Genomic DNA, 24,422 nt, shown 5'->3' on the forward strand with positions numbered 1-24,422 from the left:
CTAGAAAACTTTCTGAGCTCGCTCAGGATAGTGAATACCGGCGTAAGATGCAGCCTCAACCTGCAAAGCCACAAGCTTCTCAGCCGCCTTAGCAGGCAGCTTGAGCAGAATCTTATCGCTCGCATCGCCAAGAGCCTTAATGGTCTTCTCGGTGGTAAAACGAGCGAGGGTCTTGACCAAGAAACCCCAGGGACCGGTCGGGTTCGGGGCAGGGTGCGCCGCATCGCCGTGCTTACGCACGAAGATGGTGCGGGCAGAACCCGAGTGCAGGGCACGCAGGGCACGCACTGCAGTGGTGGTAGCCTCAGCATAGTGCTTGACCTCAACCTCATCAGAGATGATGATACGGCCACCAGCGTCATGGACCATTTTGCCCATGTCTACGTCTTCCCACCCGTAGAGACGGTACCCAGGGTCGTATCCGCCAGTACGGTCAAAGTACTCCGCAGAGATAGAAGAGTTGCCGTTCCAGTACAGCCAACGGCCTTCTTCAGCTACGCTGAGGGCTCCCTCTTTGAAGCGGGCATCGCGGAAGTTACCGTACACACGAGAATAGGGAGTGTCCGGGTACACGTTCTTCAAGGTACCAATCACACCGTCATAATCCCGGTGCAGGCGAATCTGCGCCTCGACATAGTCAGCAGCAGGCTCAAGATCGTCATCGCAACGGATGAGGATATCCGCATCAGCCGCACGGTGACCAGCGTTCAACGCACTGACGCGCCCACGATTCTCCTCGAAAACAATCTTGGTCAAGTTCAGCTTGCCTTCCGCAATGTAGCGGTCAAGCACAGCTTCACTGTTGTCAATATCGCCGTCGAGGACCACAATAACCTGGAAGTCCTTCTCGGTCTGGGCGGCAAGCGCATCCAGCGGGTAGTGCAGAATATCTGCACCACCGCGAGAGGGAATGATAACCGCAGCCTTGTAACGGTGGGTAGTCGTCATAATTTTCCTTCGGGTTTGAGCGAGAGGATATACGTTGGGGATGATCTATAGGGTTAGAAGCACCTTAGCGGATAAAACGCTCCAGAATCTCACCAACACGAACCTTACCTGCTTCGGGCGAGTAGTTCTCCTGCCAACTCCAGAACAGCTCGGAGGTCCGCTCCGCCAGTGCATCCGTATCTTCTCGAAGCTCAGTACCCAGGCTCTTAATAGCCTGCGCAAGAGCTACCGGCTGGTCAGCAGGCACAACGTACGGGTACGATGCGCCGCCCAGCACCTCCGACAGAGCACCAGCGTCACTGACGATTACAGGGACGCGTGTGCTCATCGCTTCAGCGACCACCAGGCCAAAGGACTCGGGGGCAATCGAAGGTACAACGAGCATGTCGATGTCACCGAAAAGACGGTCCGGGGTAGTCCAGCCCAAACGAGTGCTGAAGGTGGCGACACGAGCTAGCGCCTCCTCAACCTCAGCTCGTTCTTCGTCAGATGCGAAGACAGGCTCGCCGCCAATCACCAGGTCGTATTCAATGCCGTTAGAGTTCAAGGAACTCATCGCCTGGCACAGGGTCGCAATGCCCTTAGACGGAGTCAAACGCCCCAGGTAACCGATGCGGAGGCGGCGCTCCCCCACACGGTGATCCAGCTCGGTGGATACGCCGCTAACCCAGTTTGCGAAAACCTCACTGCCAGGGCAGGCACGCGCCACATAGCGGCTCGGAACCAAGGTGACAGATGCCTTACGACGGGCAAAGGGTACGAGCTTCGCGTTCACGCCGGTAGGAAGCTGGTGCAGGTGCACGATGCGGTTCTTACGACCGCCCGTTGCCGCTGCGGGAACCATACCGTTACACCACAGCAGAACATCCTTGTGGCGAGCGTGCCAGCTACGCAGAGCTACCATGTACTGAGCGCGGTTCTTAGCTGGCAGTACCACACGCGCAAAACCTTCATCCGCAGCAGCATCTACAAGCTGCTTCGGCTCGGAAGGCCCCACAATAGTGACCTTGTAGCCAAGACTACGGGCTGCGCGGGCGATATTCAGAAGCATAATCTCACCGCCACCCATGTCACCGTTATTGGTGGCGATGTAAAGTTCTTTCATCGTTGTACTTTCCTCGCCTGCTGACGGATAGAAGCGACGTTATAGGAATAGTTGGGATTCGAAGAGGATCGATTAGCTACAGGCGCTACAGTAATGTTTGTGTCCTCGGTGATTACTTCCGGCACAACTGCAACGGTTTTCTCCTGTCCCTGCAAGGAGTCTGGCTGGTTCTTCGCCAGGGTAGCCAGCGTGGCTTCAATACGGCCGCGGTCTGAGGCATCCAGCTTATCATCAGGGTTTAGGTACAGCAGTGCCAGGCCCACCGTAATAGCCCAAGGTACAGTCAAGATAACCTCACCTAGACGTTCCGAGGTAATAAGAATAATCACCATCGTTGCTTCCGCAATCACGATTCTGGGTACACGCGGTTGTTTCCAAAAGAAAGTCACACTAACCATGAGACTCACAATGACAATCATGTATACCCAACCCCCCTCCTGCACTAGCGTCATGTAGGAGTTGTGGAAGTAGAAGTATCGGTTCTGGATAGGGACCTGTGCAGTACCCAGCCCGCCACCGTACCAAGGGACCACATCGATCATACGATACATTGCCTCGTCAATTCGCTGACGCAGAAGATCGCTACCGAGTCGGTCGGCGAAGGCACCGGCACGCGCGAAGTTGTCCTCTAGGAAGTTCACTCCTAGGTAGAATAGGTACGCCAAAATAGCTTTACCTAAAAGGTTCAGCCGATGAGAAAAATACAGCCACAAGATGGCAAATGCGTAGGCCGCAAGGGAGGTTCGGGAACCAGTCAACCACAGCATTCCGGAAGTAATACAAATAGCAATGACTCGGTGTTTCGTTTTCTGGACCATAGCCACAAATAGAAAACCGAAAAGCGCATAGTACAAACCCGACTGGTTCTTATCGTTCAACCAACCGGTTAGCACACCACCATATGTATCCGGAGCAATACGCGTGTAGAACCCAATGAAGTTAAACAGCAGGCCAAAGGCCACGCCGAACAGCAGAGATCGCACGTCAATCTTCTTCTGCGCAATCTGTAGCGCAAGTAGCACCACAATTGCCATACGAACCGCACGGCGAATAGCATACTCAATAGGGAAGTTGTTAAAAGCTAGTGTCTCAAAGAGTGCCCAGCCGATTGCCAATAACAGGATTGCGAAGAACAGGCTGTTGTGCGGATTCTCAATCTTCGCGGGACGAGTCAGGTTGACGAGTACTAGGACCATCACCACGACGGTACCCACAGGGAGAGCGAAGAACGCCGTGGTAATACCGATAAAAATCAGTCCAAACCCTGCCCAGAAGTCAAGCATTGACAGTTTCGAAACACTACTAGCAAGGTATTTCGCTTCAGCCTTCGCTACCTGTCCAAAACGAGTAGCATTGCTCGAAGAGGTACCTGCGGAAGCTGGATACTTAGTTCCAGATGCAGGTTGAGAGTGAGCTACAGTCATTTCTTCTCCAAAGTACGAGCGTATATCTCAGTAGTTTGAGCAGCCATCTGCTCATTCGAACTCCAGGTGAAAGGCTCAGCCTCACCCTTCTGCAGCTGCGCACGCATAGCCTGCAGAACATCCTGAGTCAGGGTTGCGCTCTGGCGGTCCACCAGCTCGTCGGCACCCAAAATCTCCGGGTTACCACCCACAGCGGTAGCGACCGTCTTCAGACCAGCAGCCTTAGCATCCAGCAGAGTGTAGGAACAGTTCTCCCACACCGACAGCTGAACAATCATGTCGCTACGGCCCATCGCCTCAATCGGGTTAACAAAGTCGCTGAAGGTCACCGAATCACCCAGGTTCAGACGCTGAGCCTGAGCCCTCAACTCGGACGCCAAATCACCAGAGCCCGCAATCTCAAGATGAGCCTGCGGGTAATCAGCACGAAGGTGCGCAAAAGCATCCAGTAGCACGTCAATACCCTTCTCAGGGGACAGACGGGACAGCGAGAGAATACGCGGACCTCTCTCTACGGGAACACGCTGCTGCTCAACAGCCGCGTGTACCTCGGGGATATCCACGCCGTTGTACACCAGCTCCACGCCACGAGCGCCCCACTTGACACGCATCTGATCAGCGGTAGAACGAGAAACAGCAATCGCCTGATCGGTACCCCACAGACGCACACGATGCACGGTCTCCATAAGCTTAGAACGCCAGGAGCTACCGTGGTACACCGAGTCATTACCGGCAATACCGTGCTCAGTGGTCAGAAGCTTCGGCACGCAGGTGCCACGCTTGATAACGCTACGGATGCGTAGAGCGTTGACTACAGCGGTGGCGACAACATCCGCATACGCCAGGTGGCTGTGTACAATATCCGGGCGGATCTGCTCAACAGCCTTCTGCAAAGAAGCAAAGGAAGTCTTAAAACCGTAGTCGGGACCGAACTCAGCTTTGATGACGGTGACGCCCAGTTCCTCGAGGCGGCTCGTGAGCTTACCCTCGGGCGCGAGAACCACCATGTTAAAGCCGGGGAGCCCGGCACGCACCATATCGACAACGTGCCGAGCTACTCCCCCAAAATCGGGAACCGGAACAACCCATAGAGCCGTTGGTGTAGAGGTCATACCTTAGTCAACTTTCGAGTGAGGAAAGAACGGAAGGATGCAGAAACCTTAGTTTCAATGGAAATATGCACCAGGTAGGCGAAGCAAATCACCAAAACCAATGCGATGATGCGTGAACCCCATGGACCGGCTACCGGGTAGAACAGGTCCAGCAACATATAGCCAACCATTGCGTGCCCCAGGTACAGGGGGTAGGAGATACGACCCAGGAAGTTCAGCGGACCCCTCGAAAGTACCGGAACGTTCTTCAGATATACAACGATGAAGAACACCAGACTAATCAGTGCCACACCGATTCCATGAGCAAAATCATGCATCAGCGCCGCGTTGAGGGAAGCCAGAATCGCAAAGTAGGGAATATGCCGGGTGAACTTTCGATCATGGCTGTACATGAAGAACACCATGCCCAAGCTAAAGAGCGAAGAATGTTCCGCAACCGCAGCCCACACAATCATCTTCGGAGCTCCGCCGAGAGAAGCCTCCGGGTGGAAAAGCAGACACAGAGCCGTACCGATAACCGACCAGGTGAGCAGAATCGTAGTCAGCTCCCCACGGTAAATCTTTCCCTTCCGGATAATCAGGTACAGGGCAACCATCACATAGAACTGCAGTTCCACTGCCAGCGTCCAGTACACCTGATCTACGTTATCCACACGCAGGAAGCGTTGCAGCATCGTCGTGTTAATCAGGGTCTGCGGAATCGTAATATGGCGTCCGGGGTTTCCGTAGATGAAATACACCAGAGCCGACACAGCCAGTGCAAACCAATAGGTCGGGTAGATACGAGAAAAACGCGAAATCGCGAACTTCAGCGCCGACCCGCTCTTGATGGCGCTGAGCAGGATCACGAAACCAGAAATGATGAAAAAGAGCTGGACACCCAACTCGCCAAGGGCGATGTCATAGGGCGAAGGAGCAGTCCGCGGATAGTTCTCCGTAGCGGGAACACCCAGGTGATAAATCACCACGGTAATGGCAGCCAGGCCACGAAACCCGTCCAGCTCCCGGAAACGCCCGGGAGTGATGAAGTCCTGATCTAGAACTTCACCCTCCCGAGCTTTTACGGTCTGAGACTTGGCCATAGATGCCGGTCCTACAGCCACTTCTCGAGGCGGTCCAGTGCAGTGAAGAAGCCTTCACCGTTGTTGATGTGGCCCTGCCAAATTTCGGGAATGAAGGATGCCTTCGGTGCCAGCTCACGCAGCTGCTTGCCCAGGGATGCCCAGTCAACATCGCCTTCGCCGACCTGAACGCCCTCACCGTCAACGCCGGTGCCGTCCACCAGGTGCAGGTGGATGGACAGCGGTGCCAGCTGCTCAACAGCCTCCGACAGCGGAATGTTCAGGAAGTTGCAAGCAAGCATGGTGTGGGAGATGTCCAGGCAGAGCGCGGTGTCGAACGCACGCGAGAACTCTGCTGTGTCCTTCGGATCCAGGAACAGGTTGTGGTACTGCTGACCACCCATCAGCCAGGGGTACGGGGGCAGAGTCTGAGCCGCCAGGCGAACGCCGGATGCATCCAGACGCTTCAGCGCCTCACCGATGCGCTCGTATTTCTCAGCACGTGCTGATGCGGGGATGTGCTTGTCCTTGGTGAAGCCACCCATGGTCACGACCATGACCGGATCCTCATCTACGGTGAAGTAGCGGGTCAAATCACGGGTGATGTCAATGGTACGCTGAACCTCAGCGATGGAGCGCTCCCACACCTCGGGGTCCTTGGACGCGAGGTCCACCAGGAAGTCCCCTGCAAACAGGTCGGGCAGGTGAGTGGTGAAGCCCATGTCCAGCTTGGAGTCAAAGACATCGTCGATGTTGATCTCGAGGTCCTTGTAGGAGAAATGGAACTCCAGGAAGTCCGGCTTTGCCTCTTCGATCAGCGGCTTGTAGTCGTGGTAGCGAACCGGCAGACCCCAGGGGCGGTCGAACTTGAAGTCGCGGCGGGTCACCAGATCGTCCTTCAGGTCGCCCTCGAAGAAGAACGAGCCTTCTTCAACGTCGCGCTGCATGGTGCGGCCCAGCAGCTGCGGCAGGTAGTTCGGCTGCAGACCGCGGCCGGGGGACTTCACAGCAACATCAGCCTCGGTTACAACCTCGCCCTTAGCAATGTGGCGGGTCGCCACCAGGGACTTTGCCAGGTTCACGCGGTTCATCAGCTCACCGGTGGACACCTCGCGAGGAGCAGCAGAACCAATAGCAGTCTCAACCTCACGGATCTGCTGAACCATTGCCTTGAATTCCTCAGGCAGCAGGGAGACGGTGTGGTCGTTACCCTCGAGGGTCTTGTCGGTGGTGAAGTGCTTCTCAATAATCTTCGCGCCGCGAGCAACAGCAGCAATCGGCACGTGGTATCCACGCTCGTGGCCGGAGTAACCAACCAGGCACTGACCGATCTCAGCCAAGCGGTCCATATACGCCAGGTTGACATCCTTGAAGGGTGCCGGGTACGCAGACTGGCACTGTAGCAGAGCGTAGGATGCGCCAGCGTTACGCAGCAGAGCCACGGACTCGCGGATTTCCTCTTCACGGCTCATACCGGTGGACACCAGCATGGGCAGGCCGCGGGAAGCCACGTCGCGCAGCAGCTCGTGGTTGGTCAGGTCAGCAGAAGCAATCTTCATGCCCTGGATACCGTAGTCAACCAGTGCCTGAACGGAGGGTGCGTCCCAGGGGGTGCACATGATGTCCATGTCATGCTGCTTGACGTGGTCGAAGACCTCGTACATCTGGTCAACGGTCAGGGAGAATCGGGACAGCAGATCCAGGGTGTACTGAACGCCCAGGTCCTCACCTGCGGTTGCTGCGCCGCGCTGGCGGTACAGAGCATCCATGTCGCGCAGCTGGAACTTCACAGCGTCCGCGCCGGACTCAACAGCCAGGTCCACCAGTTCCTTAGCGAAGTCAACGCTACCCTGGTGGTTGTTACCAATCTCAGCGATGATGAAAGAGGGGGAATCCTCGCTGATGGTGTGCTTACCGATGCGCAGGACGTCCTGCTCATCCATTGCCAGTGCCACGAGGTGACCGCGCTCGTCGGTCAGCGGCACATGGTTGATACCCTTCGCGAAGTATGCGCGCAAGGTCTCGGGGTCAGCATCAGCCGGTGCGGTCTGCGGGGTGGCGTTTGCGGCGTCCAGGGCGCTGGTCTCCAGGGATGCGGTCGGGTTAGCAATCAGCCAACGACGGAAGTCACCGTCAGAGAGCGAACCGCGCAGAATACCGGATTCATTCACCAGGAAGATGATGCGCTGGCCGTTAGCAGAAATCTTCTGCAGTGCGTTGAGAATCGGGTCTTCAGCGAAGACCACGTATGGGGCAATATTGCGTTCAATAATCACGATTTTGACCTTTTTATTTGAATGTTTAGTTGAATGCCTGAGTGCAGGTCAAGCCGGGAACGGCAGACGAGGTACTGCCGCGGGTAAAGGTTACTTGCCTTCGGCCAGGATCTGAGTGAGCTGGTGCTCTGCCACGGAGAAGTCAATCGGTGCGTCAATGTCGACGCCCTCAACCTCGTCCAGCATGAACAAATCAATGGTACCGCCGGGGTAGCCCGCCAGGCGGTTGTGGTGGTCCATGTACACGTGGGTCTTGGTGATGTACATCGAGCCGTTCTCACGGTAGCGGAAGGTTTCCTTGGTCAGCTCCTGGCGGCGCGGGCGAGCCATAATCTCGAACGCCGCAGTGGGCTCACCGTCAGCGTGCCAAGTCCAGATGAACGGACCAATCGGAATCACACCGACCATGGAGTCCTTACCGTTCTCCGCGAACTGGCGGACCGCACGAGCCAGGGTACCGGGCAGACGCACCGGGCTGGTTGCCTGCAACAGCATGACAGCCTCGGGTTCCCAACCGTTTTCGGTGTAGAACTCGATGGCGTGCTCGATGACCGGTTCAGTTGCGGTGGTGTCTTCAGCCAGGTGTGCAGGGCGCATGAACGGCACCTCAGCACCGTACTCGCGGGCGATATCAGCCAGCTCAGCATCATCGGTGGAGACGACAACACGCAGCTCGTGCTCGCCGGCTACTTCTTCCTTAGCAGCCAGTGCCTGCTCGATGGTCCATGCGACCAGCGGCTTACCCGCGATGGGGCGCAGGTTCTTACGCGGAATGCCCTTTGAGCCACCGCGCACGGGGATGACGCAGAGAATACGCATTATGCCTCCAAGGTTTCAATTATTAGTTCAGCGATACGCTGTGCCGGTTCCTTCTTCGGCTGAACCGGTGCCGGGGTCGGTTCCTGACCCCACTGGTTCATGCCGTAGCGGTTCCAGAATTCCACGAGCCATGCCGGCGGTGCCGGGTGATAAACCCACGCCGGGATTCCGCGGATTGCAGCCTCCAGAACACCGGTAGAGAAGATGGACACCACCGGGTTCGGCACCTCGTTCAGCGGGGTACCGGAGCGGTCAATGCGGATGCCTTCCTTCTCCCACAGTTGGTGGGTCAGCACCGACAGCTTGTCCTTCTCGCTCGGGTGCGGGCGGTAGCTTCCGCCGAACTTCTTCAAGAAAGAGTGGGAAGCGTACGCGAAGGATGCGCGCGGCAGTTCCGCACCGTGCATCTGTCCTAGGAAGATCGGTTCCAGGTCGTTCTGCTTCTGTGCCTCAGCACCGGCAGCCTTCTGCGCCGCGAGGTAGAGCAGCTGCGAACCCACCGCGTGAGTGGCGACGTCACGGCGACCCGATACCCAGAATTCCGCATCAGCTTCGCTGAAAGCCAGCAGGGTGCATCCGACCGGCAGGGGCGGCGCCTGAGGCACCAACAGGCCGTGCTGAACCACCCAGTACTCAGCGCCAATTGCACGAGAGAACTCGTAGGCTACCGCACCGCGTGCCAGGTAGTGGCCCAGGGAGAGAACTACGCGCACACCGGGCAGGAGCTCCTGCAACTGGTCTCCTGTCGCTTCCTGCTCGCTCCAGGCATCGCGGTCGTAACGTTCAGTGGTGTACTGGCCGTTAAGGTACTCCGAAGCGTCCTCAGGGACCCACAGGGCCACACCCACGTTTTCGAGGTACTTGAGAGGCTCCAATAGGGAGTTACGGCTCGTCGGCGAGAACGAATCGAGCACGATGAGCACGCGGGGTACGGCACCGCGGGTGTACAGCACGCCGCCGACGGGACCTTCCTGTTCAGCCGCGCCTCCGCGCAGACGTCCCACAAGAGCGCGAGCCTCGCTCTTAGCCCAGCGCAGGGTGTTTTGGCGCTTCTGCCAGGCAGCCCATGCGTCAATATCAACGGGATAGGTTAGGCCCATAGCTGCTCCAAAATCTTGACACGCTGATCGAAGGTGTGCTCGGCCAGAGTACGCTTCTGACCGGCTTCACGAATCTGACGAGCCCATTTCGGCTCACGGAAAATACGGGTACAAATCTCGATGAGCTCATCAATGCTCTCGTAGACCAGAACCTCTTCACCAGGAATGTAGTAGCGATCCACATCGGCACGGTCAATCACCTGCAGAGCGCCCACGCCGGGAGCCTCAAAGGTGCGCATGGTGAAACCATCCTGGTTATTGTGGATGTTCAGCGTTGCCGGGGAAGACGCCATAATGCCGTACGCCTCAGAGCGGTCAATATCGCGGCCTGCGGGCACACCGGAATCATTGAACTGCTTAGTGCGCAGAATGTCGTAGGGGTGACGCGACCAAGCACGACCGTAGGCACGCACCGGCAGGCCAGCTGCGACCAGCGCCTGCAGGGTCTCCTCACGGTTGGGGTACTTAGCGCCCACAAAGTTGATGGAGTCCTCGCGCATGGGGACAACAGGGCAGTGAGTGTCGTAGGCGTTGGGCATGTCGAGCACTTCGAAGCCCTGCTCACGCAGGTGCTGCGCGTCCAGCGGGCTGTAGCTTGCCAGCGAGCCCAGGTGGTGCAGGTCCTCTTCGGTGTAGCTCATGCGGCGCATTTCGTCGTAGAGCCAGGTACCGTAGCGAACGCCGGAAGTCTCCAGCAGATCCCACCATTCACGGGAGAGCATATCGCCCTTAATGACCAGCACAATATCGGGGCGGAATTCGTTGAAAGCATCAATCGCCTTACGAGTAGCCTGAGCAGCGAAGCTTTCAGGGCGGTACCTCTCGGGCAGCTCATGGGCAAGCTTGTTGAGGATACGCTCGGGCAGAGTACCCGGCGCATCATAAATGTGGGTGCGCACTTCGTATCCATGCACTTCCAGGGATGCCTGAATTGCCTTCCAGTACCCGTGGAATGCAGGTGAGAGCAGTAGAAGTTTAGGCTGAGTCATATGAGGATTGAATCCTGTCGGCGTTTGCTATAAGAACCCGCAGGGGTAGAACCGTGCGGTGCTATGTGTTGGAGTGAAGAGGAACGTAAAGTTTCACCTGCAACTTGAGGCAAAACATATCTATTGAAATTTTACATTGAAAGCAGGAGACGACACACTCGAGTGCGCTGTGTCGCCTCCTACGTTCTATGTGAGCCTTCTTATGAAGAAGGCAACAAATTATGTGGAACCATCACGGTAAATTTCGGTGGTTTCTCGCCTAGTTCTCGTGGCGCTCTGCCTTGGCGATACGCTCCAGCTCGGTGGCGAGGAATCCACGAGCGTCCACGTCCTTATTGCGCAGGCCGCGCACCGAGTTCACCAGGAGGTTCGCGTAGCTGGTAGCGCGCAGAGCAACAGCAAGCTTCTTCTCCCAGCCCCACTTATCCGCATAAATGAAGCGAGCGGTGGTCACCCACTGTACACGGCGCTCGGAGGGCGAAGATCCGCCTCCCCCGTGGGTGACAGTCACAGAAGGAATCAGGTAACGGTCCACACCAGCGTTCGAGAGGCGGTACTGGAAATCCACCTCTTCGCTGTTCATGTAGAAACGCTCATCCATACCACCAATGCGGTTGAAGGTCGCGCGAGGAACGACCATGCACGCACCCATAACCCAGTCGACCTTCGCATCCGAGGTGCCGGTGCATGCCTCAACATCGTGGCCAACCCCGCGGTGCCACCAGTTAGTCGGCTTGAAACGAGCCAGCGGAGTGAACCATTCCCACGCGATATGTGCTACGGTGGGGAACTTTCGTGCGACCCACTGCTGCTTACCGTCGTGGCCAATGATCTGCGGGCTAGCCAGGATTTCGCCGTGGCGTTCCACGGCTGCGAGCATGCGCGAGACGAAGTTGTTATCTAGCTCCAGGTCACTGTTGAGGATGAAAACCCATTCACCGGTTGCGGCGGCAACACCGGAGTTCACAGCCTTGCCGAAACCACCGTTAACAGGGCGGCGAACCACGGTCACGCCCTCAACTTCGGGGAAGGGGGTGGGCGAAACGTCATCCGAGACGACGATTTCAATATCGGCGGGGTCAATACCCTGCTGAGCACGCAGAGTGTCGATAACGGCAAGAACCGGCTCCGGCTCACCGTAGAAAGGAATAACCGCAGATATGCAGGGATGGAAGGTCATGTATTACAATCTTTCTTAAGTGAGAGGGATGATAGAAACCACCGTAAATGTGGGCGCTATCGTCTCTAGGATTATACAACTTCACTACTTTTTCAGCTGCGCTTTTCAATTACCTATGCAGTCGATAAATGCTCACCCACTATCAACTCGCTGTCTTACACATCCGAAAGGGGACTTTCTCGTGGCTTCTGATGCCCAAGCCATCAATGAGTCAGAAAGGCTCGCCGTATACACTGTTCAGCAACCCGCTTTCAAACGTGCTATCAATACGGCTTACAACTCTATTCACCATAAGTATCTGGCGAAATATATTAACCTGCTACGTCGCGGCGAAAAATTTATTCTCCTTTCCTACCCTATCTATCGGGGAGGTAATTGGCTGTATCTATGGGCCCACGCGGCTTCTCTGCGCCATCGCGGTACTGACAAAGCATCTTTGCTTTATAGTCCCGGAATGGAGGCATGGACCGCGGAGTTCCCGAAGCTTGCCTCCATTACGGCTTCTTCGTCAGAGTATACGTTCTTTACCCGCCGTAGCGGCTACTTCCCGAGGGATATTGAGAAGGATATCAGCGAAGAAGATTTGCACTTTTTTATTCGCGAGTACCTTCTTTCTTCAGAGTCCTTCAGCAAACGCCTTGCAAAAATGCAGAACGTAGTGGATGAAAATTCTCTCGTCATTAACATTCGCCGTGGCGATTACTATTCTGTGCCTCAAATTAATGAGGTGTTCGGAATTGATACGGTGACCTATGTGGAGCAAGCACTGAAGAAACTTCAGGATACCGTGACTCCTTCAAAGATTATTTTTGTATCAGATGATCTTCAGTGGTGCGATGAAAACCTCTCACACCTGAACTCAGTAGCACCCTGTATCTTTGAAAAGCAGGGTTCCGGCATGTTCGACGATCTGGCCCTTGTGGCCAGCGCCCCTTACCTGATTCTGACCAACACAACTTTCGGTTATTGGGGCGCCTATATCGGTGAGTTACTGGCCCAAAAGCTCGTCCTTTCCCCTGGTATTCATCAAGTTATTCCTGAGGGCCGCCCAAAGATGCACCGTACTCATTGGGTTGCGGTGCATCACCCTGAAGGTAAGAACTGGATTTCGGGGGAGCCCCTATGATTAGTACTCTAAAGTCCATTAAGCACCAACTGTATCTGCGCAAGGTTAACCATGATAAGAAACATGAAGCTCTCGCGCTACGTAAAAGTGCTGGGTTCAAAGAGCGTTACGCATCACTCAACAAAACATTTACCCACACGGATCTCCCCTGCGGTCCCTTTATCTGGGGTATAACCATGGTGAAGAACGAGGCGGATATCGTTGAACAGACGATTCGACACCTGCTCGATCAAGGTGTGGATCATATCTTAGCAGCTGATAATGGCTCTTCTGATGGAACCTATGAACTATTGCTCGAGCTTAGTAAAACCCTCCCCGTGCACGTTATTCAGGACCATGAGCTAGCCTACTACCAGTCAGAAAAAATGACCTGGCTTGCCGACCGGGTGATGGAAGCGGGCGCTGAATGGATTATCCCTTTCGACGCTGATGAATTTTGGTACGGTGTTTCTGCTCCACTATCGGAAGTCCTACGCTCGCAAAAGAGTCACACTATCGAACTGACGAAGCTGTACAACGTTTTTCCCAGTATTGAAGGATCTTCTCTCAGGATTGACCCAACTCCCTATTGGGATCTGAAAGTCTGTTTCTCTCGCTGGGAGAATGCAATTATCAAAATGGGAAACCATGAGGTTATTGCACCGGGTAAGCAGAAGCTTAATGAAGTTGCTATCATCCACTATCCTTGGCGTTCAATGGAACAATTTACCCGCAAGCTACGTCAAGGGGCAAAGGCGTTGGAGGTAACCGATCTGCCTGAAGATAGGGGCTACCATTGGAGGCGTAATGGTGATATAACCATTGAAAGTGCTACCCCCCTGTGGGAAGCACTTTTGCGCGGCGAAGTTGACCATGAAACCATCACTTGGCATCCAACCGGCCCTCTTACGCCTATTGACTCTTTGCCTCAAGAGTTTAAAGAAATCGTTCATTTACTCAAAGAGAAGACGGCTACAGGTATTTAACACAAATCTTTCTAGATGGTAAAAATACAATATAAAAAGAGGGGGCTCTCGTCATGACGAGAGCCCCCTCTTTTTATATATGCAAGCTATGAGACTAATCCGGCAACTGGCCCAGCTTCACCAGGTTAGCGAACTCTGCATTTGCTCGCTGCACCTCAGCGAAGGTGCCTTGATTAGCAATTCGGCCGTTGGAGAGGTAAACCAACTGATCAACGTTGCGAACCGTTGATAGACGGTGAGCCACGATAATTACCGTAATGTCCTTAGAAATACGTTCGATAGTCTTCGTAATCTTGTGTTCGGTCTCGTTATCCAATGCGCTGGTTGCTTCATCCAAAATCAACACACTCGGGTTACGGTACAGAGCGCGGGCGATACCCAGGCGTTGCTTCTGACCACCTGACAAACGGGTCGCGTTGTAACCAATCATAGTTTCCAGGCCATTCTCCAGGGAGTTGATGACCTCGGTCAGAGCAGCCACTTCGAGGCAGTACTTGACGCGTTCCACATCAATTTCCTCAGGCTTTAAGCCGAACGCTACAGCCTCCAACACAGTGGAATCTGCGATAAAGACATCCTGAGGTACATAGCCGATATGCTGATGCCAGGAACGCAAATCCTTCAGAATCGACTCGCCGTTCTGCAGCACCTGACCACGGGTCGGCGCAAAGAGACCCAGAATAAGGTCAATCAGAGTAGTTTTACCTGAACCAGACCCACCTACAAATGCAATTGAGGAGCCCATCGGGATGTCAAGGACGATGTCCTTCAGCACAGGCTTATCACCGTCAGGGTACTGGAAGGTCAGATTATCAATCTGAATACTAACCGGCTCAATGCTCTTGTTGATGTAGTCGTAATCCTTCGGGACGACCGGTGCGGAGGGTAACTTGAACATACGCTCCTCAGGAGTAAGGTGTTCAAACTCTTCCAGCAGTTTCTCGCTGGCATATTCACCTGCACGGATGCTACCAAGAGAGGCAACCATACGGGTGTAGTTAGGCAAAATACGAATGCAGGCACCAGCAAAGAGAAGCAAGTAGCCAGTGCTATCAGCACCTTGCGTAGCGCTCATAAAGGCCAAGAGAGCAGCAATACCAACAATGAAGATGATTTCCAAGGTGTACTTCGGGAAATCGGAGAGGAAAGCACTACGCATCGACGCATTCACAGAGTCAATTCGCTTTTCCTGGTAACGATATGTGTAGCGTTCAGTCACACCGTACATGCGGATTTCACGGAAGCCTACTACAGCTTCGATAGCTGCGTCCAGTGCACCCTTAGTCGCGTTCAGTACGATGGCGCCCTGTTCGCGATTCTTGCGCTTGAGCAAAGCCTGTAGCACGAACGAAGCCAGGCCGAAGTAAATAAAGGCGAGAAGAGCGGGCACCGGCATAATGACTAGTAGCATTACCATCAACACAATAATTGACAGTAGGTCACCGATAAAGCCAAGCACACCGTTGACGAAGGTGCCGTAGGCCTGACCCACCACATCATTAACGGAATTCAAAACCGGGGCGGTACCGCGCTTACGGTGGTCCAGGTAGGGCTCGCGCATGTAGCGGTTTAGCAGAGTCACTGAAACTGCGCTCTGCTGGGTGGCGATGAAGCCGAGGCTCCAGCGACGAATAATTAGGGAAAAGACACCCTTGAAAACAAATGCTGCGACGAGAGCCACACCGAAGATAACGATTAGGGTGGGAGTATCCGGATCACCGAAGAAGTTAGAAACTTTCAGGATGAAGCCTTCACGTGGGGTTCCCATGGCGAGGTTCACCAGAGGAAGCACGAGAGCCACACCAAGCATCTCAAAAAGCGATACCGCAAAGAGACCCAAAATGTTTAGTACCAGGAGCCTAAACTTTTTGCCCGGGAAAAAAATCCGAATTTTAGAGTAGATACTCTTCACAATAAGACCTATACCTTCTGTGAATATTTTTTCACAATAAATCGATGAGCCGGACGCTCAATAAAATAATGAGCCAGAAGCGCAAGAATGCTCGCGATGATAAGAGAAATTACGACATACAGCAGACCCGTCATACCACCGTGAGCGGAGGCAGCCAAAGGTACCGATCGCACGTATGCCAGCACCATCTCATGCACCAGGTAAAAAGCGAAGCTCGCCTCACCAGCAATAACGGCAGCCTTCCAGAACAGGTTCTTTTCACGAGGCATGGCAGAACGCCGAATATCCCAGAGAGCCAGTACAAGAATCACCCCCCCCCAAACCGGTGCCAGCAACAGGCCATGAGCCGTCTGAAGCAAGTAGAACTTTGAGCTGACATACATGGCCCCAAGAGCCAGAGTAATCATCGCCAAACAGTGGTAGCCACGAATCACGGGAGTTCGGTAACCATCACGCACCATGAGAGCAAAGAGGCCCAGAGCCAGGCCGAGTGCGAACTCGCCTGAACGCAGAAGCGGGTTGGCATACACCACCACGTCCATGAAGTTCGACTGGGCGGCCAGAATGTAGGAGACCGTTGCCATCAGGAGGAACCAACCACCCAGTAGAGCAGCTTTCACACGGTAGCGCATACCATCCAAACGGTTCAGCACGAACGGGGTCATGAGGTAGAAGAACGCCTCGCAGGAGAGAGACCAGCTCACCGCGTTATTCGAGAAAATAACCTCCCAAGAGGGCACCCACGCTTGCAGCAGAACTAGGTTCAGCAAAGCGCTTAGCGGGTTGAGGTCTCCAGCAGCGTTAGACACCCCAAACAGCAGAAGACCCATCAACGCCACGCAGTAGAAGAAGAAGTGCAGGGGGTATACCCTCGCAAAGCGACGAAGGTAGAAACTCTTTGCACCGGCATTCTTGTTGTACGACCATGCCAGCACGAATCCAGAAAGAATAAAGAAGAGCGAAACGCCCACGTAACCGAGACGCGCGCCCGGAATCCAGTTAGCCCACTGCGTACCGTGGATAACGTGGTAACCGAACACGAGAAGTGCTGCGGGACCGCGCACCGCGGTCAGCGAATCTAGCATAATCTTGGAGGAGGGTCGTGCGGGCATCGCCATTAGGCATCTCCCTTGGGGATTGACCCGTCTTCATTCCAGTAGTTCCATTGCAGGAACTTACCATGAACGATCGGGCCTTCCGCTACGAACTTGATTCGCTCATCGGGGTAGCCATGCGAAATGTTCTCCCATACCTCAGCAATTTCAGCATCGCTGAGCTTGCTACCCGCCTCCCAGTGAGGTGCAAAGTAGCTTAGGTCCTCACCAGTACGACGAGAGGTCTCAGTTCCCACACGTACCTTACGGGCAATCTGAGCAATACCTCGGTACTGCAGGTGGACAATCTCAAGTCGTTGCTCAGCTTTTCCGAGACGGCACACATCATGGTTACCAGGGACTACCACGGCAAAGGGGTGAGAGCGGAAAGCACACTTGCCTGGGAAGGGGTAGGAGGTATCCATCACTAACTCAGTGTCCACGATATTCTCGGGTAATTCCACAGTGGGCACAGTATGGTGGAATCCTGCGTAGTAGATACCCATGTTATCGGGTGCATTGCGCAGGAAATCACCAAGCTTCTTATCCTCCGCATACCAGAATTCGTCACCGTCAAAAGGAATAATCCAGCGAGCACCACTACGCCAAGCCAAGTGCGAAAGATAGGTGATCTTCTCAGATTGGATATGACGATCGCAATTATCTTCAGCAAAGATAAGGCGTGAATCTTCCTGAGCCCGCTGACGCAGGTATTCACGGGTGCCGTCAGTTGACAGATTATCTGCAATAATAATCCGATCAATGCCCTGGGCAAAGAAATGATCAAGCACATAGGGAATAATGTCGAGTTCATTCTTAACGACAGAAACAGCCCATATCTCCCGATGCCGTCCTACAAAGTGCGGAGCAGGAAGATTATGGACTTTCATCATTCGGATAGCTTCAAGCTGATCCCGCCACAGTTTAGGGGTGTTCCGCCTCTTAAAAGAGAAACTAAGCTGTCCCAATTCTGAGCGAATTTTTGAGAGAAGGTTCATGATTCCTTTCTCGACCCGCACGACAAGAACACGTACAGGCTCGAAGATATGAGGAGTGATAGACGAATGCCTAGGCATAATTCTAACATGTAGGGTTTCCTAAATTTTGGAGAATTTTCTGTACTTTAGGTCATCTTCCATCGGAAAATACTCAAGAGTTAGACTGACTTTAAGCATATCTATGCGGTATTTCCCACGCACAGGAAAAGGAACCGTTGAAGGTGCAAGTAACTCGGTATGATAGATACTATTCATTCAACCAATCCGACCCTTCCGGCTTCCCTGTTCACTGTTGGGTACGTCAGTTAGAAAAGGCTTTTTGATGGGCATCTTCAATATCAAGTCCCTCAAGGACAAGTACGCGTGGGGCTCCTCCGAGGACAAAACCAACTCCGCAGAAACCACCGAGGAACATCCGGCGACCGTTGCTTCTTCCTCCGCAAATATTGCCGACGGAGTCCGCTCCCTCATTAAGAGCAACCCCGAACTAGCGGGTAAGAACCGCCGCGGGGTTGCCGGCCGTACCATCACCCCCGACGGTTCACTCCGCGAAGCCATCGGAGACTACGAAGTCCGTTCCCCCTCCGAGGTAGCCGCTCAGGAAGTCACTCCCGAAGAAGAGCTCAGTTCTGACGGCACCGCAACCGTCTCCGTACAGCCCCTCACACACACCGATATCAAGGCTACCCCCGGTGACATTCTCGACATAGGCGGCAAGCCCGCAGGCCCCGGCATCATCCGCGTGGGCCAGCATAACGTGCCCACCGTTGATGCCGAAGAACTCGCCAACCCTGAAGAAGCCGACAGCCAGAGCACAGGAAACGCACAGTCCTCCCCCGCTACTAACTCCAGCGGCGAACGCACCCCGCTCTTCAAATTCTCCTCCAAGACTCTCAACCGTACCGACAGCACCGGCAAAGACGACCCCTTCGAAGCACTCTTCGTGTGCACCGGCAACATTGCCCGCAGCGCATCCGGTGAGGTGATCTCCAAGCACCTTGCCGCAGAATACAATCTGGAAGACAAATGGATTTTTACCAGCGCGGGCACCGGCGCACTCGTCGGTCACGGCGTCTACGAGCATGTAGCCAACGAGCTTATTGAGCGTGGCTACAACCCCGAAGGTTTCACCTCCCGCCAGCTCAACGGTCAGATTATCGAGAACGCCACCATCATCCTGGTCGCTGAGAAGGTACACGCCGACTGGATCGTGCGCGAGTGGCCCCAGCACCACGCCAAGATCAAGCTACTCAAGCAGGTTGCACGAATCCGCAAGGATGCACGCCGCGCCGAGCCTCTCTCTTATCTCTACTCGCACGGCGCCCGCCCGCTTGATAGCGACAAGCTGGAAGACCCCTACCGCCGCGGCCCCGCAGCAGCAAAGGTTGCAGTGGATGAGGTGGAGCAGTCCCTCCGCGTAATTCTGCCTTGGCTCGCACAGGCACACCGCTAAGCACGCGGCGCTAAATACAGCACTAACCCGGCAGAAACAGATATCTATTCCTGCCGGGTTAGCTTTAGCCTCATACAACAGAAAGTCCCCCACCGACCTAACGGTCAGCGGGGGACTTTCCGCATGCTTTAAGAAAGCTTAGTGATCGAAAATCTCGGTCACAGAGCCCTCATCGAAGACCTCACGAATAGCGCGAGCAATCAGCGGAGCAATGGAGAGAATAGTCAGGTTATCAAACTGCTTCTCTTCCGACACGGGCAGGGTATTGGTCACAATGACCTCCACAGCACCGCACTGAGACAGACGCTCAGCAGCCGGATCGGACAGAACCGGGTGGGTTGCTGCGATGATAACTTCCTTTGCGCCCTTGTCCATGAGGACCTTCACAGCGCCAGCAATGGTGCCGCCGGTGTCAATCATGTCGTCAATCAGCACGCAGGTACGGCCCTCAATGTCACCCACAACAGTCTTAGAAACAGCCTGGTTGGGGACGTTGATATCGCGGGTCTTATGCACGAACGCCAGCGGTGCGCCGTCCAGCAGATCAGCCCAGTGCTCCGCTACACGCACACGACCGGTGTCCGGGGATACGACGGTCACGTTCGACAGATCTGCAACGCGCTCACGGATGTGCTTAGCCAGCACCGGAATCGCGAAGAGGTGGTCGACCGGGCCATCGAAGAAGCCCTGAATCTGCGAAGTGTGCAGATCCACGCACATCAGGCGGTCAGCACCCGCGGTCTTGTACAGGTCCGAAATCAGACGTGCCGAGATGGGCTCGCGACCCTTGTGCTTCTTGTCCTGACGAGCGTAGGGGTAGAAAGGAGACACCACGGTAATGGAACGAGCGGATGCACGCTTGAGCGCATCGATCATAATGATCTGCTCCATGAGCCATTCGTTGATGGGTGCCGGGTGCGACTGAATCACGAAAGCGTCCGCACCGCGCACCGACTCCTCAAAGCGAACGTAGGTCTCGCCGTTGGCGAAGGTGTATGCGGAGGTGGGCAGCAGGTCGTGATCAAGCGCCTGTGCAATCTCCTCGGCAAGCTTAGGGTGTGCTCGACCAGAGACCACTACAAGCTTACGCTCACCGGGATTGGTAATCTCGCTACTCATGGTGTTGTTCTTTCCTCGAATTAGGATTCTGCCGGATCCTGAGCGCCAGCAGCCTTAGCAGCCTCGGCGGGTTCGGTACCAGCACGGTTCTTCAGAACCCAGCCATCGATAGTGCGCTGGGAGGTCTCAGAGTAGGCGAGGGCGCCCGCAGGAACATCCTTACGAATCAGCGCGCCCGCGCCGGAGTATGCACCATTACCGACAGTAACAGGTGCAACGTAAATGCCTGCAGCACCCATACGGGCGTGCGCGCCAATAACGGAGCGGCTCTTCACCAGGCCGTTGTAGTTCGCGAAAATCGAGCCAGCACCAATGTTGGCGCCCTCACCGATGGTGGCGTCGCCAACGTAGGACAGGTGCGGAATCTTTGCGCCATCGCCGATCTGCGAATTCTTAGCCTCGCAGAAGGTGCCAAGCTTAGCGTCCTTGCCCAGGGTGGTACCGGGGCGCAGGTATGCGAAGGGACCAACATTTGCGCCTTCACCAATGACAGCGCCGTGACCGTGCGCGCGGATGACGGTAGCGTCAGCCTCAACGGTCATGTCGGTCAGGGTGGTGTCCGGACCAATGGTAGCGCCGGTAGCGACGGTGGTAGAACCGTGCAACTGCACACCGGGCAACAGGGTTACGTCGTTCTCAATGGTGACGGTGACGTCAATCCAAGTGTTCTCAGGATCAACGATGGTCACGCCGTTACGCATGTGAGCCTCAAGGATGCGGTTGTTCAGCATACGACCCAGCTGAGCCAGCTGCACGCGGTCGTTAGCGCCCTCAACCTCCCAGCGGTCCTCAATAGCCAGAGCGGAGGTACGGTAGCCCTTAGAACGAGCGATGGACAGAACGTCGGTAATGTACTTCTCGCCCTGGGCGTTGTTGGTGGTCACTTCGAGCAGTGCCTCGCGCAGAACAGCGGCGTCAAAAGCGTAAATACCGGAGTTAATTTCGGTAATTTCGAGCTCTTCGGGGGAAGCGTCCTTCGCCTCAACAATGGCGGTCACTTCGCCAGCCTGGTTACGGACAATACGACCGTAGGCGCCGGGCTCATCGATGTGAGTGGTCAGGACGGTTACAGAGTTCTTGTCTTCCTCGTGGAAAGCAATCAGTTCGCGCAGAGTCTCGGGGCGTAGCAGAGGAACATCGCCGTAGGTCACCAAGACGGTGCCGGAGACGGATGCCTGCGCATCCAGAGCGTTCAGACCGACCTCAACAGCGCGGCCGGTACCCGGAATCTCATCCTGATCAACGATGGTTACCTCAGGGTCAAACGCAAGCACATGCTCAGCGACCTTATCGCGCTGGTGGCGTACCACAACAGCGAGGCGCTCAGGGTTCAAATCACGTGCAACAGCGACAGCATGCTCAACCATGGAACGACCACCAATGCCGTGCATGACCTTGGGAGTAGAGGACTTCATGCGCGTACCAGCGCCTGCAGCGAGAACAATCACTGCAGAGGGTGCCAGTTCAGTATTCACTGGGAAGACTCCTTAGACGAGGTTGTAAGAGTGAGGAGTGGGCGCGGACCGCTAACTCTCTATCAACGGTGCCGTTGAGTGCTTACGCTCCGCCACTAGGACTCGAACCTAGACAAACGGCTCCAAAGGCCGCTGTGCTGCCATTACACCATGGCGGATTATCCTTACATTTACGACAAGCCCCCGCTAGCGGGTCCTCATCGTCATTGACCGCCATTTTGGGGACAGAACAGCGCAATGCAGGAAGTACTTTCCTCAGTTTATCAAATATCTGTGCTCAACTTAGCCGCGCACCCCGCAATCCCCACAGCTTTTCTCAGCACCGCCAAGTACCCCCTCATCAAAGCTTGGAGCGCTACTTGAACTGAAGGATCACCCTGTACCCTAGAAGGCGTGGCACATCTACTTGGCGGCGAATCGCTGCACCTCGAATTCCCTACCCGAACCATCTTTGAGGGCATCACGGTCGGTCTGAACGAAGGCGACCGCATCGGCATTGTCGGTCGCAACGGCGACGGCAAGTCCACCCTCATGAAAATCCTTGCCGGCCGGCTCGAACCGGACTTCGGCCGCGTCACCGTGCGCGGCGGCACCCGCATCGGTTACCTTGAGCAGTCCGATGTTCTCGACAACGACCACACGGTTGGCTACGCGATTGTGGGCAACACCCCCGAATACGAGTGGGCCTCGCAGTCCCGTATCCGCGATGTTATCTCGGGCCTGGTCTCCGATCTGCCCTGGGATGCACCCGTCTCTTCGCTCTCCGGCGGTCAGCGTCGACGCGTAGCGCTCGCCTCCCTGCTCGCGCAGGAGTGGGACGTGCTGATGCTCGACGAGCCCACCAACCACCTGGACGTTGAAGCCATCACCTGGCTCGCTAACCACCTGAAGTCCCGCTGGTCCAAGAACGCTGGCGGACTCATGGTCGTCACCCACGACCGCTGGTTCCTCGACGAAATCTGCACCGACACCTGGGAAGTGCACGACCGCATCGTCGAGCCCTTCGAGGGCGGCTACGCGGCATACATCTTGCAGCGCGTGGAACGTGACCGTCAGGCAGCCGCAGCGGAGGCGAAGCGTCAGAACCTGATGCGCAAGGAGCTCGCTTGGCTACGTCGCGGTGCGCCCGCGCGCACCTCTAAGCCGAAGTTCCGCATCGATGCGGCCAACGCCCTGATTGCGGACGTTCCGCCCGTGCGCGACACCGTGGAGCTGAAGAAGATGGCGGTCTCCCGCCTCGGCAAGGACGTGGTGGACCTCGAGAACGTTTCCGTCACCTACGACGACCCCTCGATGCCCGGCGGCAAGCGTCCCGTGCTGAAGAAGGTCACCTGGCGTATTGCCCCCGGTGAGCGCACCGGAATCCTGGGCGTAAACGGTGCGGGTAAGTCCACTTTGCTCTCTCTGGTGACCGGCGACCTGAAGCCGACCGAGGGACGCGTCAAGCACGGTAAGACCGTGAAGATTGCGACCCTGACTCAGCAGCTCGATGAGCTCAACGAGGTTGCTAACGACCGCGTCTCTGATGTGATTGGCCGCAAGAAGCGTAGCTACATTGCCGATGGTAAGGAGCTATCCCCCTCGCAGATGCTGGAGCGTCTGGGCTTTACGAGTGCGCAGCTGTCCACTCCGGTCAAGGACCTTTCGGGTGGTCAGAAGCGTCGCCTGCAGCTCATGCTGATTCTGCTGGATGAACCGAACGTGCTGATTCTCGACGAGCCGTCCAACGACCTGGATACCGATATGCTCGCCGCAATGGAGGACCTGCTGGACACCTGGCCGGGCACCCTGCTGGTGGTCAGCCACGACCGTTACCTTATGGAGCGCGTGACCGATCAGCAGTACGCCGTGATTGACGGTTCGTTCCGTCACCTGCCCGGAGGTGTGGACGAGTATTTGGCGCTCTCTGCAGCCGGTGCTGGCGGTTCTGCTGCCGGTAGCGCGCAGGCACGTGCCGTCTCCTCGGCGCAGGCTTCTGCTGAGCCGGATACCCCGAAGGTCTCCGGTGCCGAGCTGCGTGCGGCACAGAAGGAGTCCGGTGCGATTGAGCGTCGCCTCGCCAAACTCTCTACAGAGCAGGAGAAGCTATCCGAACAGATGAGCGCGCACGATGCCTCGGACTACGCCGGTTTGGCGGCGCTCGGCGAGCAGCAGCAGGCACTTCAGGATGAGATTGACGAGCTAGAAATGCGCTGGCTCGAACTCTCCGAACTGCTGGGCTAAAGTCTACTGATATGAAGAACGTCGGTTCTAGATTTGATCTAGA

At 55.6% G+C, this 24,422-nt stretch carries 19 protein-coding genes and 1 tRNA gene; 4 read left to right on the plus strand and 16 right to left on the minus strand.

Annotation, left to right across the window (positions count from 1 at the left end):
* The 10 genes from NML54_RS07585 to NML54_RS07630 all read right to left on the minus strand — a co-directional run bounded on the left by NML54_RS07585 (position 1) and on the right by NML54_RS07630 (position 12,014).
* Entirely contained in the window at positions 1-948 is a 948-nt protein-coding gene (locus NML54_RS07585) for a glycosyltransferase family 2 protein (RefSeq protein ID WP_254757176.1), read from the minus strand.
* 64 nt (positions 949-1,012) lie between these two features.
* On the minus strand, positions 1,013-2,053 hold the full coding sequence (locus tag NML54_RS07590; RefSeq protein ID WP_254757178.1) for a glycosyltransferase family 4 protein: 1,041 nt from the start codon (positions 2,051-2,053) through the stop codon (positions 1,013-1,015).
* Positions 2,050-3,477 (minus strand): O-antigen ligase family protein, encoded by a 1,428-nt coding sequence (locus NML54_RS07595; RefSeq protein ID WP_254757180.1) that lies wholly within the window; start codon positions 3,475-3,477, stop codon positions 2,050-2,052. Before NML54_RS07595 ends, NML54_RS07590 begins: the two co-directional genes overlap by 4 nt.
* Positions 3,474-4,589, minus strand: coding sequence for a glycosyltransferase family 4 protein (locus NML54_RS07600; RefSeq protein WP_254757182.1), 1,116 nt, complete (start codon positions 4,587-4,589; stop codon positions 3,474-3,476). The genes NML54_RS07595 and NML54_RS07600 overlap by 4 nt, the downstream gene beginning before the upstream one ends.
* Complete coding sequence (locus NML54_RS07605; protein WP_254757184.1) at positions 4,586-5,671, minus strand: acyltransferase family protein; 1,086 nt, start codon at positions 5,669-5,671, stop codon at positions 4,586-4,588. Before NML54_RS07605 ends, NML54_RS07600 begins: the two co-directional genes overlap by 4 nt.
* 11 nt (positions 5,672-5,682) lie before the next feature.
* Positions 5,683-7,926: an N-acetylneuraminate synthase family protein gene (locus tag NML54_RS07610; protein ID WP_254757186.1), complete on the minus strand. Its 2,244-nt coding sequence runs from the start codon at positions 7,924-7,926 to the stop codon at positions 5,683-5,685.
* 90 nt (positions 7,927-8,016) lie between these two features.
* A complete protein-coding gene (locus tag NML54_RS07615) occupies positions 8,017-8,745 on the minus strand; it encodes an acylneuraminate cytidylyltransferase family protein (RefSeq protein ID WP_005506932.1) in 729 nt (242 codons plus the stop codon).
* Positions 8,745-9,845 (minus strand): RNA-binding protein, encoded by a 1,101-nt coding sequence (locus NML54_RS07620; RefSeq protein ID WP_254757188.1) that lies wholly within the window; start codon positions 9,843-9,845, stop codon positions 8,745-8,747. Before NML54_RS07620 ends, NML54_RS07615 begins: the two co-directional genes overlap by 1 nt.
* Complete coding sequence (locus NML54_RS07625) at positions 9,836-10,834, minus strand: CgeB family protein (RefSeq protein ID WP_254757190.1); 999 nt, start codon at positions 10,832-10,834, stop codon at positions 9,836-9,838. Before NML54_RS07625 ends, NML54_RS07620 begins: the two co-directional genes overlap by 10 nt.
* A gap of 259 nt (positions 10,835-11,093) precedes the next feature.
* A complete protein-coding gene (locus NML54_RS07630; RefSeq protein ID WP_254757192.1) occupies positions 11,094-12,014 on the minus strand; it encodes a glycosyltransferase family 2 protein in 921 nt (306 codons plus the stop codon).
* A 181-nt stretch (positions 12,015-12,195) separates the two neighbouring features.
* Between NML54_RS07630 and NML54_RS07635 the strand changes: the two genes are divergently transcribed.
* Positions 12,196-13,140 (plus strand): alpha-1,2-fucosyltransferase, encoded by a 945-nt coding sequence (locus NML54_RS07635; protein WP_254757194.1) that lies wholly within the window; start codon positions 12,196-12,198, stop codon positions 13,138-13,140.
* Positions 13,137-14,105 carry a glycosyltransferase family 2 protein gene (locus NML54_RS07640; protein WP_254757196.1) on the plus strand — a complete coding sequence of 323 codons (969 nt, stop codon included), beginning with the start codon at positions 13,137-13,139 and terminating at the stop codon, positions 14,103-14,105. Before NML54_RS07635 ends, NML54_RS07640 begins: the two co-directional genes overlap by 4 nt.
* 94 nt (positions 14,106-14,199) lie before the next feature.
* On the opposite strand, the gene NML54_RS07645 is transcribed toward NML54_RS07640, so the two are convergent.
* Genes NML54_RS07645 through NML54_RS07655 form a run of 3 tightly spaced genes read right to left on the minus strand, consistent with a single transcriptional unit; the run spans position 14,200 to position 18,109 of the window.
* Entirely contained in the window at positions 14,200-16,017 is a 1,818-nt protein-coding gene (locus tag NML54_RS07645) for an ABC transporter ATP-binding protein (protein WP_371925801.1), read from the minus strand.
* Between the two features lie 8 nt (positions 16,018-16,025).
* Entirely contained in the window at positions 16,026-17,135 is a 1,110-nt protein-coding gene (locus NML54_RS07650; RefSeq protein WP_254757200.1) for an acyltransferase family protein, read from the minus strand.
* A complete protein-coding gene (locus tag NML54_RS07655) occupies positions 17,135-18,109 on the minus strand; it encodes a glycosyltransferase family 2 protein (RefSeq protein WP_254757202.1) in 975 nt (324 codons plus the stop codon). Before NML54_RS07655 ends, NML54_RS07650 begins: the two co-directional genes overlap by 1 nt.
* 322 nt (positions 18,110-18,431) lie before the next feature.
* Between NML54_RS07655 and NML54_RS07660 the strand changes: the two genes are divergently transcribed.
* A complete protein-coding gene (locus NML54_RS07660; protein WP_254757204.1) occupies positions 18,432-19,562 on the plus strand; it encodes an arsenate reductase/protein-tyrosine-phosphatase family protein in 1,131 nt (376 codons plus the stop codon).
* A gap of 138 nt (positions 19,563-19,700) precedes the next feature.
* On the opposite strand, the gene NML54_RS07665 is transcribed toward NML54_RS07660, so the two are convergent.
* From NML54_RS07665 to NML54_RS07675, 3 genes are all read right to left on the minus strand, one after another.
* A complete protein-coding gene (locus NML54_RS07665; RefSeq protein WP_254757206.1) occupies positions 19,701-20,681 on the minus strand; it encodes a ribose-phosphate diphosphokinase in 981 nt (326 codons plus the stop codon).
* Positions 20,682-20,701: 20 nt separating this feature from the next.
* On the minus strand, positions 20,702-22,156 hold the full coding sequence (gene glmU / locus NML54_RS07670) for a bifunctional UDP-N-acetylglucosamine diphosphorylase/glucosamine-1-phosphate N-acetyltransferase GlmU (RefSeq protein ID WP_254757208.1): 1,455 nt from the start codon (positions 22,154-22,156) through the stop codon (positions 20,702-20,704).
* 87 nt (positions 22,157-22,243) lie between these two features.
* A tRNA-Gln gene (locus NML54_RS07675) sits at positions 22,244-22,314 on the minus strand.
* Positions 22,315-22,549: 235 nt separating this feature from the next.
* Here NML54_RS07675 and NML54_RS07680 point away from each other — a divergent pair.
* Positions 22,550-24,379: an ABC-F family ATP-binding cassette domain-containing protein gene (locus NML54_RS07680; RefSeq protein WP_254757210.1), complete on the plus strand. Its 1,830-nt coding sequence runs from the start codon at positions 22,550-22,552 to the stop codon at positions 24,377-24,379.
* Positions 24,380-24,422 lie beyond the last annotated feature (43 nt).

This window comes from Rothia gullae, from assembly GCF_024294905.1.
GTDB lineage: Bacteria > Actinomycetota > Actinomycetes > Actinomycetales > Micrococcaceae > Rothia.